This is a genomic window from Pedobacter sp. 05L430 (assembly GCF_056397585.1).
In genome coordinates this window covers 118,053-132,444 of the sequence record NZ_JBFTNT010000004.1, presented here as the reverse complement: position 1 = coordinate 132,444, position 14,392 = coordinate 118,053, and the positions used below count along the sequence as shown (strand labels likewise).

At 37.5% G+C, this 14,392-nt stretch carries 17 protein-coding genes; all 17 read right to left on the bottom strand.

Annotation, left to right across the window (positions count from 1 at the left end; all coding sequences use genetic code 11):
- Window positions 1-285 precede the first annotated feature (285 nt).
- The 17 genes from AC1DG9_RS02440 to nrfD all read right to left on the bottom strand — a co-directional run bounded on the left by AC1DG9_RS02440 (window position 286) and on the right by nrfD (window position 14,388).
- Window positions 286-1,128, bottom strand: a complete 843-nt coding sequence (locus AC1DG9_RS02440; RefSeq protein WP_477634266.1) for an OmpA/MotB family protein — start codon at window positions 1,126-1,128, stop codon at window positions 286-288.
- Between the two features lie 85 nt (window positions 1,129-1,213).
- A complete protein-coding gene (locus AC1DG9_RS02435; protein WP_288883619.1) occupies window positions 1,214-1,876 on the bottom strand; it encodes a DUF2461 domain-containing protein in 663 nt (220 codons plus the stop codon).
- Window positions 1,873-2,271 (bottom strand): DUF983 domain-containing protein, encoded by a 399-nt coding sequence (locus AC1DG9_RS02430; RefSeq protein ID WP_172661710.1) that lies wholly within the window; start codon window positions 2,269-2,271, stop codon window positions 1,873-1,875. The genes AC1DG9_RS02435 and AC1DG9_RS02430 overlap by 4 nt, the downstream gene beginning before the upstream one ends.
- Window positions 2,255-2,509 carry a hypothetical protein gene (locus AC1DG9_RS02425; RefSeq protein WP_172661711.1) on the bottom strand — a complete coding sequence of 85 codons (255 nt, stop codon included), beginning with the start codon at window positions 2,507-2,509 and terminating at the stop codon, window positions 2,255-2,257. The genes AC1DG9_RS02430 and AC1DG9_RS02425 overlap by 17 nt, the downstream gene beginning before the upstream one ends.
- 56 nt (window positions 2,510-2,565) lie before the next feature.
- Window positions 2,566-3,138: a DUF420 domain-containing protein gene (locus tag AC1DG9_RS02420; protein ID WP_172661712.1), complete on the bottom strand. Its 573-nt coding sequence runs from the start codon at window positions 3,136-3,138 to the stop codon at window positions 2,566-2,568.
- 21 nt (window positions 3,139-3,159) lie between these two features.
- Window positions 3,160-3,867 carry an SCO family protein gene (locus AC1DG9_RS02415; protein ID WP_477612050.1) on the bottom strand — a complete coding sequence of 236 codons (708 nt, stop codon included), beginning with the start codon at window positions 3,865-3,867 and terminating at the stop codon, window positions 3,160-3,162.
- Window positions 3,867-4,226, bottom strand: a complete 360-nt coding sequence (locus AC1DG9_RS02410) for a cytochrome C oxidase subunit IV family protein (protein WP_172661715.1) — start codon at window positions 4,224-4,226, stop codon at window positions 3,867-3,869. Before AC1DG9_RS02410 ends, AC1DG9_RS02415 begins: the two co-directional genes overlap by 1 nt.
- A 20-nt stretch (window positions 4,227-4,246) precedes the next feature.
- Entirely contained in the window at window positions 4,247-4,954 is a 708-nt protein-coding gene (locus AC1DG9_RS02405) for a cytochrome c oxidase subunit 3 (RefSeq protein WP_099440523.1), read from the bottom strand.
- A gap of 30 nt (window positions 4,955-4,984) precedes the next feature.
- On the bottom strand, window positions 4,985-5,575 hold the full coding sequence (locus tag AC1DG9_RS02400; RefSeq protein ID WP_172661716.1) for a cytochrome c oxidase subunit 3: 591 nt from the start codon (window positions 5,573-5,575) through the stop codon (window positions 4,985-4,987).
- A gap of 6 nt (window positions 5,576-5,581) precedes the next feature.
- Window positions 5,582-6,460 (bottom strand): heme o synthase, encoded by an 879-nt coding sequence (gene cyoE / locus AC1DG9_RS02395; protein WP_048907755.1) that lies wholly within the window; start codon window positions 6,458-6,460, stop codon window positions 5,582-5,584.
- Between the two features lie 11 nt (window positions 6,461-6,471).
- Window positions 6,472-7,536 (bottom strand): COX15/CtaA family protein, encoded by a 1,065-nt coding sequence (locus AC1DG9_RS02390; RefSeq protein WP_172661717.1) that lies wholly within the window; start codon window positions 7,534-7,536, stop codon window positions 6,472-6,474.
- An 85-nt stretch (window positions 7,537-7,621) separates the two neighbouring features.
- The gene (locus tag AC1DG9_RS02385) at window positions 7,622-9,511 is read right to left on the bottom strand and encodes a cytochrome c oxidase subunit I (RefSeq protein WP_172661718.1); all 1,890 of its coding nucleotides are present in this window, start codon (window positions 9,509-9,511) and stop codon (window positions 7,622-7,624) included.
- Between the two features lie 20 nt (window positions 9,512-9,531).
- Complete coding sequence (locus AC1DG9_RS02380; protein WP_172661719.1) at window positions 9,532-10,773, bottom strand: cytochrome c oxidase subunit II; 1,242 nt, start codon at window positions 10,771-10,773, stop codon at window positions 9,532-9,534.
- Window positions 10,774-10,841: 68 nt separating this feature from the next.
- Window positions 10,842-12,056, bottom strand: a complete 1,215-nt coding sequence (locus AC1DG9_RS02375; protein ID WP_172661720.1) for a quinol:cytochrome C oxidoreductase — start codon at window positions 12,054-12,056, stop codon at window positions 10,842-10,844.
- The gene (locus AC1DG9_RS02370; protein WP_477634265.1) at window positions 12,043-12,384 is read right to left on the bottom strand and encodes a hypothetical protein; all 342 of its coding nucleotides are present in this window, start codon (window positions 12,382-12,384) and stop codon (window positions 12,043-12,045) included. The genes AC1DG9_RS02375 and AC1DG9_RS02370 overlap by 14 nt, the downstream gene beginning before the upstream one ends.
- The gene (locus AC1DG9_RS02365; protein ID WP_477634264.1) at window positions 12,377-12,913 is read right to left on the bottom strand and encodes a DUF3341 domain-containing protein; all 537 of its coding nucleotides are present in this window, start codon (window positions 12,911-12,913) and stop codon (window positions 12,377-12,379) included. Before AC1DG9_RS02365 ends, AC1DG9_RS02370 begins: the two co-directional genes overlap by 8 nt.
- A gap of 2 nt (window positions 12,914-12,915) precedes the next feature.
- Window positions 12,916-14,388: an NrfD/PsrC family molybdoenzyme membrane anchor subunit gene (gene nrfD / locus AC1DG9_RS02360; RefSeq protein ID WP_048907762.1), complete on the bottom strand. Its 1,473-nt coding sequence runs from the start codon at window positions 14,386-14,388 to the stop codon at window positions 12,916-12,918.
- Window positions 14,389-14,392 lie beyond the last annotated feature (4 nt).

Genomic DNA, 14,392 nt, shown 5'->3' with positions numbered 1-14,392 from the left:
CTGTTCGGCTTGCTAAGCCCTTTCTTTGACATCTGGGTGGCGGAGATCCATTAGGTACCTTTCATAAGGGTACAGATCTCCGATACACCTATAATACAGGTAGGTAACCCGTGTGTAACACCTGTTATTACTTAACCTGAACCGAACCATTTGTAGGGTCAGGTACAAGGAGAGACTGACTAAAATTACCTGTATTAAAAAAATATGTGCCGTAATATGCGCTCTGTGCGTTTTATGCGCAATAATACGTTTTAGGCGTTCTGTGCGTTTTCAGAATAATTGACATTATTGTTTGATCAAATCATACAACTCGTCCAATTTAGGCGAAAGAACGATCTCAATTCTACGATTCTTGCTTCTGCCCTCCGCTGTGGTATTGGCATCCAACGGCTGAAATTCGCCTTTCCCTGTTGCTGTCATACGCACACTCTCAACCTTACTAACTTCTGTCAGGTAGCGCACCACCGATGTTGATCGCAAAACACTTAAATCCCAATTGTCTTTAATTTGTCCCAGGTTAGTTATTTTTTGAGAATCTGTATGACCTTCAACAGCGATGTTAATTTCGGGCTGTTGCTTTAATACATCTGCCAGTTGACTTAAAGCTTGTTTCCCCTTCTCGTCAATAATAATACTTCCAGAAGGGAATAGCAATTTATCAGTAAGAGAAACATATACTTTACMATTTCTAATCTCCACAGTCAAACCGTTTTTAGTAAATCCTAGAAGTGCCTGCTGCAGTTTTTCCTTTAATTGATTGGTAGCCTCATCACGTTTACGTAATATCTCTTCCACTTCTTTTAAGCGTTGCTCACGTGTTTTTAAATCATTCGAAAGCTTGTTGATCTCCGTAGAACTCTTATTCTTTAGTTTAGCATAATTGCTATCCATTTCGGAATACTTGTTCTTCAGATCGTTTAATGCACTGCTTAATCCGGTAGTATCTTTTTTTAACCTTGCAATCAGACCCTCCAGATTTTCATTCTTTAATTGCGATTCTCCCCATCCTGTTTTTAATGAATCTTGTGTTGCTAGTAATGATTTATACTTTTTAGGAGACAGAACTACGCACGAACTGAATGCACTGGCAAACAGCCCAACGAATAAGAATAAGCTAATTTTTTTCATTAATGTGTTATTAATTTAGTGATCAGGAAAATTCGCGCAAGCCCATCATTTAGAGCTCTAACCCTATACGCGTTTTTCAATAAGTTTATTGCGCTACTGCGTTTCTCAAAAATAGAATAAAAGGATAAACATTTTCAAAAGCAGTTTTCAACTTATCAACGATTCCTGGTTTTAGGAATTCATCATCCCTTAAAGGACACACTGCTATAAAGCTCTTAAGTTTTAGAAATTCTATTTGAGGATGATCAGTATCATAGCCTTTCGGGGCATTTTTTAACGTATCTTCCTGACTTAGCGTAAAAGTATTTTTAAAACTTTTGTTATCAATTATGCTCAGAAATTCGGAAGTATTATAATCTATCTCTTCTCTTATACTTTTTAAAACAGGAGCTTCAGGCATCCAAAATCCAGCGCCAAGGAAACATTCTCCCGGCTGTATATGAAGATAATATCCCGGACCATGTATATTGCTCCCATTTATACTAAAAGAAATCCCAAAGTTATTTTTATATGGATCTTTATTTTTACTAAAACGAACATCCCTATAAATACGTAATAGACATTTTTTTGCTGGTGTATCGATAGGAAATTCAGGGTCTACAGCTGCTAATTTGGGTATCAACTGATCAATAAATGCCAATACATTTGTTTTCGCAGTTTCATACCTACCCTTGTTTTCTGCGAACCATTCCCGGTTGTTGTTTTGAGCTACGTCTTTAATAAAAGCTAATGTTTCTGACTTAATCATGGCTTGTCGTAATAGGCGTTATACTTTATTTTTGGAGAAAGCCAATGTAATAAAATCACCCGGGAATAACGATAATTGAAAGGTGCCAAAATTAAACATCCTGTAAAGATTACAGTAAGATAAAGCCATAAAGATTCAAACTCAAGATTACCTCCTGAAAATACATAAGTAGCTATACCTAATGCAATCATCTCTGCACAATTCATAGCATAGCTCACATACATGGCCGCGTAAAAATAACCTGGCTCAATTTCAAAACGTTGACCGCAATGGCCACAAATGGTATTGGTGTGCTGTACGTTAAAGCCATAAAGACTTCCCGTAAAGATATCGCCTCTCCTGCATTGAGGGCATTTACCGTGTACGAGGGCGTATAACTTAGACGTTTTCTGCATAATTAACAGTTCTTTTGCGATATTTTATATACCACAACACGCCCATTCCTGATATTAGAAGATAAGGAATAGCCAAAAGGTACAAAATACCTGAGTTTAAACCTTTTCCCTGAGTATTACCGTTCTTTACACTTTGTTCAGCACTCACAGTACACATGGCACATTGCGCATTCACATTATTTGACGATGATACTGTGATCAGGATCATAAAGAGGAAGATAACTGCTACCTTTTTCATGTTGCAAATATAAGCAAAGAAACTGTAACACATTTTAAGAATAGTCAGAAACCAGTCTAAAAATTGTAATAAGGTGATATCATTAGGTATACTATTACCCCAGTTACAGCAACATACAGCCATACCGGATAAGCCCACCTAACAATTTTTTTGTGACGTTCCACCTGCATATTAAATCCTCTTAAAAAGCTCACAAGGATTAAGGGTAAAACAACAATAGCAAGAATAATGTGTGTAGCCAGTATAAAGAAATAGATATAACGGGTTGATCCAACTGCGGCCAATTCAATTGCCGACAATACCCCGTTATGATCAACATCTCCATACTTAGTATCTTTTTCATAGAGGTGAAAAACGATATAAAAAAGGAGGAAGATTGCCGAAAGGATAAATGTGATAACATTCGTTACTTTATGGGCCTGGATGTTTTTCTTTTTTATAAAAATTAAAGACACAATAAGGAGTATTGCACAAGTTGCATTAATGCCTCCTATTATATGTGGAAATAGATAGATGAAAGATGGTGTAGGCTCTGGAGGTGGTACTAACTTTAACGCGATAACCACAAGTAACACAACCGCTGTTACAATCCATATTAATCTTAAAAAAAACTTATCATTAAAATTCATATTCTATCTATTTGGAACTTCTTATCTTCCGTCTCTGGAGTTTCTCAACTCCTCTGCCAGCAACACTTTAATTTCATCATCCAGCTTTGTTAAGGCCTCCTGATTTGTGGCCTCATAATAGCCTCTAATGCGACGATGGCTATCAAGCAATACTAGCATATTGCTATGAATAAATTTGTTCTCAGTGCCAATCTTTTCCTGATGGGCATCTAAGGACAATCCTTTTTTTATCAATGTCGATAACTGTGTGCTATCTCCCGTTAGTAAATCCCACTTGCCTGCCTTTGCAGAAAGTGTCTTCGCATAACCTGCAAGTACATCTGGTTTATCAGTTTCAGGATCAATACTGATTCCTACAAAAGTAACTGCTTTATCATGCTGATAGGTTTCATTAAAACCTTTCATAGCCCTAGTTGTCGCTCCAGCACCATTCGCATCTCCTTTGGTATAAAACAGACTTAATATTAAAATGTTACTTCCATATTTACTCAAACTAACAGAATCTCCATTCTGGTTGATCAGCTTAAAATCATTTACTACATGGTAAATCGTATCGGGAATCTGTGTCCCTCTAACCGAGTGAAATGTAGCAGCAACTTCTTTATGTCCAAAAATAGGAAGCGGTCTGTATCTGTTTTTGCCTTTTTCCTGGAGTAAATAATACAAAAATCCTGGTACCGCTAATATGGTGACCAGGATTAATATTTTTTTTATTGGAGTACCCTTCATTAAACTAAAGGCATATGTAGGTGTAAGTAGCCGCCTTCAATTAACATCAAAACAATAAAGTAAAAGATAAAAACAAAAACGACGGTTAAAGAAACCTGAAGCCCTACCTTCTCATATTTAAGGTGCATAAAGTACGCAACGATATAGAATGCTTTTAATAAAGTTAAGGCAATGTAAACGAAGTTACCTATATGCTGAGGCATGTGGCCACCTGGTATAAGAACCAAAGCAATAATAAACTCAATTACCGTGATTGCAAGCAGGATACCAAATACCTGCCAAATTTTCTTTTTATCTAACCCAGCATGTTCACCATGTGCATGCTCGTCGTGAGAGTGGTCTGTATGTATTTCTGACATAATATTTTAATTGAGAAAGATTAAACTAAATAGAAGAATGTAAACACGAATACCCAGACAAGGTCTACAAAGTGCCAGTATAAACCAACTTTTTCAACCATTAAGTAATGTCCGCGTTTTTCAAAAGTACCATTAATAGTCATGCATAAGATGATGATGTTAATGATCACTCCGCTAAATACGTGGAATCCGTGGAATCCTGTTATTGTAAAGAATAGATTTGAGAACTGAAGTGCAGATACTGTAGATACCTCACCGGTAAACAAATGATGTAGCGTTTCCATGGTTGGAATCTTTCCCCAGCCAAACCCTTCATGGAACAAATGTGTCCATTCTGCAGCCTGACAACCCAGGAACATTAAACCACCTATAATAGTAGCAATCATCCACCACACTACTTCCTTCTTAGAGCGTCTGTGACCAGCCTCTACCGCAAGTACCATAGTTACCGAGCTCATGATCAAAATAAACGTCATAATACCCACAAATACAAGTGGAGCACCACTATCGGTTATGCCTGGAATAGATTGGAAAACCAAATCCGGATCTGGCCATGTAAATTTACTGAAGCGCTGCGCTCCGTAATAGATCAATAATGACGAAAATGTGAATGCATCAGAAACCAGAAAAAACCACATCATTATTTTGCCGTACTCTACTGACCACGGCGAGCGGCCCCCACTCCATGGAGTAGTTTTTACCTGATCTAATTGTGATAATGAACTCATTTTGTAAATAGTAATAGTTTGTTAAAAAATCTAACTGTTCAAAAGTAAAAAAACATACAGATATATCCATAATATATCTATAAAATGCCAAAATATAGAAGCAATTTCCATCCGGTACTTGCGTGTTTCTATCGGCATTTCTTTATAAGCCCCAATTAGGGCATTCAATACAATACATAAACCTGCAAAAATGTGCAGTAAGTGGAAACCAGAAACCACATAAATAACAGAAATAGCAGCATTATTATTTACCATTGCTGCTCCGCTATGGTATAAGCTCGACCATGCTTCTACCTGCAGGTAACCAAATACTAATCCAAGGGCAATAGTAAACCACAAGAACAATCTCTGCTTTTGAATCTGCCCGTTCCTTAGCGCTCTTGATGCCAGGAATAAACAGATACTGCTACCTACTAATGCAGCTGTACTATACATGAAAACATCAGGCAGTACCAAACCGTGGCCTTTACCTTTTGAGGCTGCAAAAACAATGTAATAACTTGTCCAACCTCCAAACATAATAGTTGAGGAAACCACAAACAACCAGATAACAAACTTCTTAGGTTTAGTATCTATAGGTGCTGCAGACTTCATATCCTCTTTATTTAATGTGTGTACCATCTTAAATTATTTAGCTATAAAATCAAAAAATAAAATCACCTGCACTAATGGAAGATAGAAGAAGGAACAAAACATTACCTTCCTTGCACTTGCCAAATCCATATTAACCCACATTTTAAATGCCAGCCATGCAAACACCAATCCCGCAATTAGTGACACTCCAGCTATATAATAGCCACCAAATCCATAGAATGTTGGCAACAAGCTAACCGGAATTAATATTAAGGTGCTGATAAATGTTATAAATGCACTTGCCTTATCTCTTTTAGTAGTAGGCAACAATCTAAATCCGGCCTTCTTGTAATCATCATCAAGTACCCATGCGATAGACCAGAAATGAGGAAACTGCCATACAAACTGTACAAGGAAAAGTATTACTGCAATTTCATCTATCTTTCCGTGAGCTGCCACGTAACCAATTAGTGGGGGCAAAGCTCCCGGAATGGCCCCAACAAATACTGCGATAGGTGATTTGCGCTTTAAAGGGGTGTAAGCAAAAGCATATAAAAATATCGAGAATACGGATAACAATCCTGTTTCGATATTTAATTTCCCTAATAACCACGTGCCAAGCATTCCCATTACTAACCCCGATACCAAACCCTGGCCAGTGGTCATATGTCCGGCAGGCATTGGACGGTCCTTGGTTCTGGTCATTAACTTGTCCAGATCAACCTCTATTACCTCATTGAAACAATTGGCTGCAGAGGTAACCAGGAAGCCCCCAGCTATTAAAATAAGCCATTTGGTCCAGTCTATTCCAGGAACCACTCCAGCGATTTCTACCTGCGACCCAATTAAAAAGGTAACTGATGCAGAAAACACTACCAGAAAGGTAAGTCTGAATTTAATGAGCTTAGAAAAATCTGTTAAAAACTGTTTCAAATTATATATTATTAATGCTCTTGATTGTAAGTATCTGTTTTGTAAACTAACAAGAACAGATAGTATTGCAGACTAAATAGTAAGGTTGAAAATAAAATGTGTAATGCCTGAGCGTAAGGAGGCAATGCAAAGTTCGACAATATTAATCCAGTTACTATCTGAATAATCAAAACTACTGCTATGGAATTGGCTACCATTAAAGCGGTAGCTTTACCATTAAACCTATCTTTAACAAGCTTGTATATAATGATGTTCAATATAAGCACAACCATAGCTGAGTCTCTATGATAAGAAAAAATCTTGCCTACTCTGGTTAACCAGCTTTCGCGGTCATTATACATTAAAGCTTTTGAAACAGCATCAACAGCCTCTCTTACTTCGGTTCCTAAAACAATTTGCAGCACACTTACCACTATAGCTAAAAAGATTAAAACCTTTAACCATACTACCTTAGCCATAACTATGGTTACTGCCTTATGCATCTGCTGTGCGTAGTTATAGGTATAAACCAATATGGCCAGAATTACTAAAGCCAATAACATGTGTACCGTAACAATCCATGGAACCAGATTGGTTGACACAACAATTGAACCTAACCATGCCTGAAAGGCGACCACTACCAGATTCACCCAGCTTAAAACTACTATACGTTTGGCTGTTTTACGATAGGTAAAAGAATAGATAACTAATCCAACTAATAAAAACCCGGTTGCAGCCCCCATCAAACGATTTAAATATTCCGTCCAGGTTTTTGCTACATTAAAAGTCTCTGGTTGTAAGATAGATTCATCATGTCTTATGCTATCTGCAAGATGTCCTTTACCTAACTTATCAAGTGTTTTAGCAAAACGTTCATTCTTTACAACACGTTCAGCTACATACTTTTCTTTGTAGTCTGCAGGTAGTTGCGAAGCCGAGGTTGGAGGAACATATTGATCAAAACACTTTGGCCAATCCGGACATCCCATACCAGAACCTGTACTACGTACTATCCCCCCTGCCAAGATTAGCAATAAGGTTACAACTATCGTTATAAGGTTTAGCCTGATAAATCTCTTCTCAGATTTAGGAACCATGGTGTGTATTAGATTTAAAAAAAATGAGGTATCTGTTGTAAGTATTTACCTACTGCAGATACCCCATCATATTATAAACTATATGCTAGTCTAATTTTGTTCTGCCTGCAGCTTCTTCTTTCTCTTCCCACTCTCTCTGTATACGCTCAGCTTCAGCGTTTCCTTCAAAATCATGTGGCATATTAGAGCTCATAGTTTGAGAGAAAGGCACAGTTTGAGGAATAAAGTCTTCCTCGGCACCTGGCTTGCTATAGTCATATGGCCAACGGTAAACAGTTGGAATCTCACCTGGCCAGTTACCATGTAAACGTTCTACAGGAGTAGTCCACTCTAATGTATTCGCACCCCAAGGGTTTTGAGATGATACTTTGCCTTTGAAAATAGAATAGAAGAAGTTAAATAAGAATGCAACTTGAGCCATTGCAGCAATAATTGCAGACCATGTAACCAAAATGTTTACAGTAACCCATTTCTGCATAAACTCAAACTCAGTAAATGCATAGTAACGACGAGGAACCCCATCAAGACCTAAGAAGTGTAGTGGGAAGAACACTAAATAAGCACAAATAAATGTGATCCAGAAGTGTAAATAACCAAGTTTACTGCTCATTAATCTTCCGAACATTTTAGGGAAGTAATGATAAACACCTGCAAGCATACCAAATATTGCAGCAGACCCCATTACAAGGTGGAAGTGAGCAATAACGAAGTAAGTATCATGCAAGTTAATATCTAAAGATGCATTACCTAAGAATATACCAGTTAAACCACCTGAGATAAAGAATGATACCATACCAATAGCAAACAGCATAGCTGGAGTAAATCTGATATTACCTCTCCATAGTGTAGCTAACCAGTTGAATGTTTTAACTGCCGAAGGAACAGCAATAATCAAAGTAGTGATCATAAACACACCACCCAATAATGGGTTCATACCCGTTACAAACATGTGGTGACCCCAAACGATGAATGATAAGATGGTAATACCGATTAGTGAATAAATCATTGCATGGTAACCGAAAATTGGCTTTCTTGAATTCACAGACATAATCTCTGAAGACAATCCCATTGCAGGCATGATTACAATATATACCTCAGGGTGACCCAGGAACCAGAATAAGTGTTGCCATAAGATTGGTGATCCACCTTCGTTTGGCAATACTTGAGTACCCATAACAATATCAGAAAGATAGAAACTTGTTCCAAAGCTACGGTCAAACACTAACAATACAACACCTGCAACTAATACAGGGAAAGATAAGATACCTAAAACAGCTGTTAAGAAAAATGCCCAGATTGTTAATGGCATTTTCCACAAATCCATTCCCTTAGTACGCATGTTTAAGATAGTACTTACATAGTTGATACCACCCATTAAAGATGATGCAACGAAAAGTACCATACTGATCAACCATAAAGTCATGCCTAAACCAGAACCACTAATTGCAGTTGGTAATGCAGATAGTGGCGGATAAACCGTCCATCCCGCACTTGCCGGTCCTGTTTGTATAAAGAATGAACTCATCATGATCACACACGCAGTAAAGAAGAACCAGTATGAAAGCATGTTAAGGAATGGCGATGCCATATCCCTTGCCCCAATTTGAAGAGGGATCAATAAGTTACTAAAAGTACCGCTCAAACCAGCTGTTAATACAAAGAATACCATGATGGTACCATGTATGGTAACTAATGCAAGATAAAAGTCGGGTTTTATCCTCCCACCTTCAGCCCATTTACCTAAAAATGTCTCTAAAAGAGGAAAACTTTTATCTGGCCATGCTAATTGTATACGGAACAATATAGATAAGCCCATTGCTATAACAGCCATGATAATACCAGTTATCAAAAACTGTTTAGCGATCATCTTGTGATCCTGACTAAAGACGTACTTCGTTAAAAAAGTCTCTTTGTGATGACCATGATCATCATGGCTATCGTGGTTATGTGTATCGTGTAATGATATAGTTGACATAATGTGCTATTCCAGTATTGTTATTTTTTTAAAGCTATTTGATTCGTTTTAACTGCAGAAGTATCTTTTGCAGCTGTATCAGCAGGAGCTGCAGCAGCTGGTTCACTTGCAGGAGCCGAAGCTACAGGCAAATTAAATTGCTTCCTTAAATCATCAGTTAGGTATGTTGGCAATTCAGCAACCCATGCGTCATACTCGGCTTGTGAAACAACTTTAACCTCTCTCTGCATTTTGTAGTGACCATCACCACAAATCTTATTACATAAGAACAAATATTTAAACTTAGGATCATTTGTTTTAGCTTTCATCTCCTCAGTAGTAATTGTAGGAGTGAATTCAAAATATGACGTCATACCTGGTACAGTATTCAACTGAACTCTAAAATGTGGCATATAAAAACTGTGGATCACATCTTTACTGGTAAGAATCAAACGAACCGGCTTATTAACTGGAATAACCATTACTTCTGCAAGTTGATCATCCAATGTCTTTTTATCTTTAAAATCAATACCCAAAGCGTTGTCTGAAGTAATTAATTTATAGTTTTTAAGTCCTACCACACCGTCGGCACCTGCGTAACGAATTGCCCAGGCAAACTGAGATGAAGTTATCTCAATACTGATAGGCTTGTTATTAGGATCTTCAACTTTATAGAATATAGATCTCCAGGTAAGGAATCCCATAAGTACAAGAACTGTTAGAACTAACGCCGGAATGATTGTCCAGATACGCTCAATGGTATTGTTATGAGGATAGTAATAAGCTTTTCTTTTTCCGCTGTGTTTGTAGAAATAAGCAAAAGCAAATAGAAGTATGTGTGTAACAATGAAAACGATGGTGGTAAGAATCAATGTAATATTAAACATCTGATCTATCTTTTTACCATGCTCAGAAGCAGCCTCAGGTAAGATCATGTTACCATGAACCGTATATTCCCAATATACACCATATAAACCTACTATAAGGAATAAGGCGAATAAACCTCCGTTTATTGCATCCCAGTTAATTCCTTTTGGTTTATCCTGTGCCTCACGGGTCAATTCATAAACCTTTAATGCCTTACCAACTATTGCTACAAATAAGCAAACCAGTAAAAATGCAAGAACATAGAACGTCGCGGTTTTATAAACCGGCCCCATATCAACAGGTTTCTCTGCTGTTGCAGCGGCAGCCTGCGCAAACGCGCTTGTATTTGCAAATGCAGTTACAATCACTGCTAGTGCCGCTATTGTTTTATTACTTATTAATTTTCTTAGACTCATTTTCTTAAAAGTAGTAACACTGTACTTCTATTATACTATTATTTATTATATCCTATCCAGATCACCTATTATAAATGGTGATTTAAACTTTCTTGTAAAAATGGATGGTTCTTTGCGATCAAAGGTTTTTTACTTAATCCATTTAAAACGGTAAAGGTAAACAAACCTACAAAACCTATCGCTGTACCAATTTCAATGATACCAAAACCATGGTGCTCTTCTACAGTTCCAGGCATGATCATTTGGTAATAATCAACCCAGTGACCACATAATACAATGATCGACACTGTAAGTAAAATATTTTCTTGTCTTTTATTATCTCTGTCCATCAACAGCAATAATGGCGCAAGGAAGTTTAAAATTAAATTCAGGTAGAACCAAAACTCATAGTTATCAAATCTTTTGTAAAAATATACAGTCTCCTCAGGCATGTTTGCATAGTAGATAAGCAAAAACTGAGCGAACCATACGTAAGTCCAGAAGATAGAGAAACCAAAGATAAACTGACCTAAGTTGTGTAAATGACTGTTGTTTACCCAAGCCATGTAACCTGATTTCCTTAACAAGATAAGGATAATGGCAATAGTAGCTAAACTGCTAACCCACATTGCTGCGAAGTTATACCAGCCAAACATAGTAGAGAACCAGTGTGCCTCAAGTGACATTACAGTATCAAAAGCAAATATTGGGGTAGTAAATCCATAGATTACAAGAAATACACAAGAATACTTAAAGCTCTTTCTGTAAGAATTTAAGCCCCCTTCTAAATCTTCATTATTAGATAATCTGGCAAGTAATAATGCAAAAAAACTATATACTCCCAGGAAGATTACCTGACGAGCCATAAAGAAAGGCACATTTAAAAATGCTGATTTACCTTGTATTAATTTATCAAAGTTTTCGCTGTTAGGATCTGTTAACCCCGGAGCGTTCCAGTGATGATATAAATTGTGAGTATATAAACCTGCAGCCATAACAGCAATTAAAATAACTACCGCAATTGGTAGTGCTTTAGCCATTGCCTCAGGTACACGTAGTATAGAAGCAGACCAACCTGCTTGTGCTACAAATTGAACAGCTAAAAAGAATGCGCCCGACATGCAGACACAAGCGAAGTAATAAGCCATTAATAACAGGTTAGCAAAAGTACGCTCGTGAAGCGCCTCAGCCGAAAAGCCATAGCCTATAGCCAATAATCCTATTACTATAGCGATTATGCTTAGGTTTTTTGCTTTACCTGTAAACTCAAACTGCTCAGTTAAATTATAATTATGAGTTCCCAGCATTAAATAAATGCTGACCTTGTAAAAGATTCTGTTCGGTTAATGGTAAACTGTTTATCAATTTAACACCAGCTTCTTCATAACCTTCTTTTGTATTTGGATAAACATCTTCCTCAACAAATCCAACCGGAGCGGTATGTTTCGGTGGAGTTTGTGCGGTTTGTCCATTTGCAAAGTTCTTATTTGCCTGATCCGGGTTATAAGCAATCGGATCATACATATTCCTTGCGTATTCTAAACCCGTACTACGTTTATCTCTGCATGCTGAAAAAATAACAGCAGTGGCAAGAATACAAAACGAGGTTAAAACTACTTTATTCCTATTCATAGCTAACATACTTCCTTTCATTATACTTTACTTCTAAAGCACCAGCTTCTTTTAATAAATCATCTATCTTACTGTGCTCAGCATTTTCTTTTGCATCAATAGCAATAATAAACCTGTCATTTGTTGCTCTTAAATCCATTACTCTTGGAGCTCTTCCCGGAAACAAATGGGTTGAAGCATAGTAAGAACCAACCAGACCAAAAGCACAAAATAAGATGGTAAGCTCAAACGTAATTGGAATAAAATCCGGTAATGCGAAATGCGGTTTACCACCAATGTTAATTGGCCAATCATACGCTGCAGCAAAGTACACAAATGACAACATGGTCATTGTACCAGTAATTCCAAAAAAGAAAGCTGCTATATCCAACCTTGAACGTTTAACACCAAGCTTTGCCTCAATACCGTGGATTGGCATAGGTGTATAAACATCATGTATCTTAATGTTATTATCCTGCAATTTTTGAATTCCATGCATCRTTTCATCAGGATCACCAAAACTGCCTAAAATATATTTGATATTATTCATTGTTATATTTTTGCGTAATCTTCTTGTTTAACACTATCAAATTTCTCTAAAGACTCAATGTATTCTGCTACATGTTCTTTTTCAAGATGTCCTTCTTTAATCTGCTCCAGTTTAGCTTGCTCACTTGCACTCTTAAGTAATAGTTTTACCTCTGCTATAGCAATAGAAGGCAATACTCTTAAGAACAATAAGAACAACGTAAAGAACACACCTATTGATCCTACGAACACACTTACGTCAACCCAAGATGGATAGAACATAGCCCAGCTCGATGGTAGGTAATCACGGTGTAATGAAGTTACAATGATTACGAAACGCTCAAACCACATACCTATATTTACTACAATAGATAAGATCCAGGTAGCTGCAATACTGGTACGGATCTTTTTGAACCATAACAACTGCGGAGAAATCACGTTACATGTCATCATCATCCAGTATGCCCACCAGTAAGGTCCTGTTGAACGGTTGATGAAAGCATATTGCTCATATTCAGAACCTGAATACCAGGCAATGAAGAATTCTGTTAAGTAAGCAACACCTACGATAGATCCGGTTAAGATAATGATTTTATTCATCGACTCAATGTGGAACATGGTGATGTAGTTCTCAAGACCTAATACTTTACGTGCAACCAATAATAAGGTTAACACCATTGCAAATCCTGAGAAGATCGCCCCTGCCACGAAATAAGGAGGGAAGATTGTAGTGTGCCATCCTGGAATTACCGAAGTTGCAAAGTCCATAGATACAATCGTGTGTACCGAAAGTACCAGAGGTGTAGAGATACCAGCTAAGATGATAGATACAGCCTCAAATCGTTGCCATGTCTTAACGTTTCCAGCCCATCCGAATGACATGATTGAATAAACTTTACGTCTTAATCCGGTTGCACGGTCACGAATAGTCGCGATATCAGGTAAAAGACCTGTATACCAGAATAAAAGCGATACCGAGAAATAAGTAGAGATCGCAAACATATCCCAAACTAGTGGAGAGTTAAAGTTAACCCAAAGTGATCCGAACTGATTTGGTAAAGGAAGTACCCAATATGCTAACCATGGTCTACCCATGTGAGATACAACATATGTAGCCGCACAAATAACGGCAAATATGGTCATCGCCTCAGCAGAGCGGTTAATAGAGTTACGCCAGTTCTGACGGAAAAGTAATAATACCGCCGAAATCAACGTTCCTGCGTGACCAATACCTACCCACCATACGAAACCGGTAATATCCCAGGCCCATCCTACTGTTTTATTTAAACCCCATGCTCCGATACCGAACCAAAAGGTATACCCCACAGCTACTACCCAAAGGGTAGCACCGCAAAGTGCAATTATAAATCCAATCCACCATGCCCTGTTAGGCTTATTCTCAACTGGCATTAAAATATCGTCCGTAATTTTTGCATACGTGATATTCTTGCCGGTGATTAATGGTTCTCTTAATATTGATTCGTTATGTCCTGACATAATT

Coding starts and splice junctions, on each gene's coding strand:
- AC1DG9_RS02435 (WP_288883619.1), bottom strand. CDS start 1,876: ATGATTAAGTCAGAAACATTAGCTTTTATTAAAGACGTAGCTCAAAAC.
- AC1DG9_RS02430 (WP_172661710.1), bottom strand. CDS start 2,271: ATGCAGAAAACGTCTAAGTTATACGCCCTCGTACACGGTAAATGCCCT.
- AC1DG9_RS02425 (WP_172661711.1), bottom strand. CDS start 2,509: ATGAAAAAGGTAGCAGTTATCTTCCTCTTTATGATCCTGATCACAGTA.
- AC1DG9_RS02420 (WP_172661712.1), bottom strand. CDS start 3,138: ATGAATTTTAATGATAAGTTTTTTTTAAGATTAATATGGATTGTAACA.
- AC1DG9_RS02415 (WP_477612050.1), bottom strand. CDS start 3,867: ATGAAGGGTACTCCAATAAAAAAAATATTAATCCTGGTCACCATATTA.
- AC1DG9_RS02410 (WP_172661715.1), bottom strand. CDS start 4,226: ATGTCAGAAATACATACAGACCACTCTCACGACGAGCATGCACATGGT.
- AC1DG9_RS02405 (WP_099440523.1), bottom strand. CDS start 4,954: ATGAGTTCATTATCACAATTAGATCAGGTAAAAACTACTCCATGGAGT.
- AC1DG9_RS02400 (WP_172661716.1), bottom strand. CDS start 5,575: ATGGTACACACATTAAATAAAGAGGATATGAAGTCTGCAGCACCTATA.
- AC1DG9_RS02390 (WP_172661717.1), bottom strand. CDS start 7,536: ATGGTTCCTAAATCTGAGAAGAGATTTATCAGGCTAAACCTTATAACG.
- AC1DG9_RS02385 (WP_172661718.1), bottom strand. CDS start 9,511: ATGTCAACTATATCATTACACGATACACATAACCACGATAGCCATGAT.
- AC1DG9_RS02380 (WP_172661719.1), bottom strand. CDS start 10,773: ATGAGTCTAAGAAAATTAATAAGTAATAAAACAATAGCGGCACTAGCA.
- AC1DG9_RS02370 (WP_477634265.1), bottom strand. CDS start 12,384: ATGAATAGGAATAAAGTAGTTTTAACCTCGTTTTGTATTCTTGCCACT.
- nrfD (WP_048907762.1), bottom strand. CDS start 14,388: ATGTCAGGACATAACGAATCAATATTAAGAGAACCATTAATCACCGGC.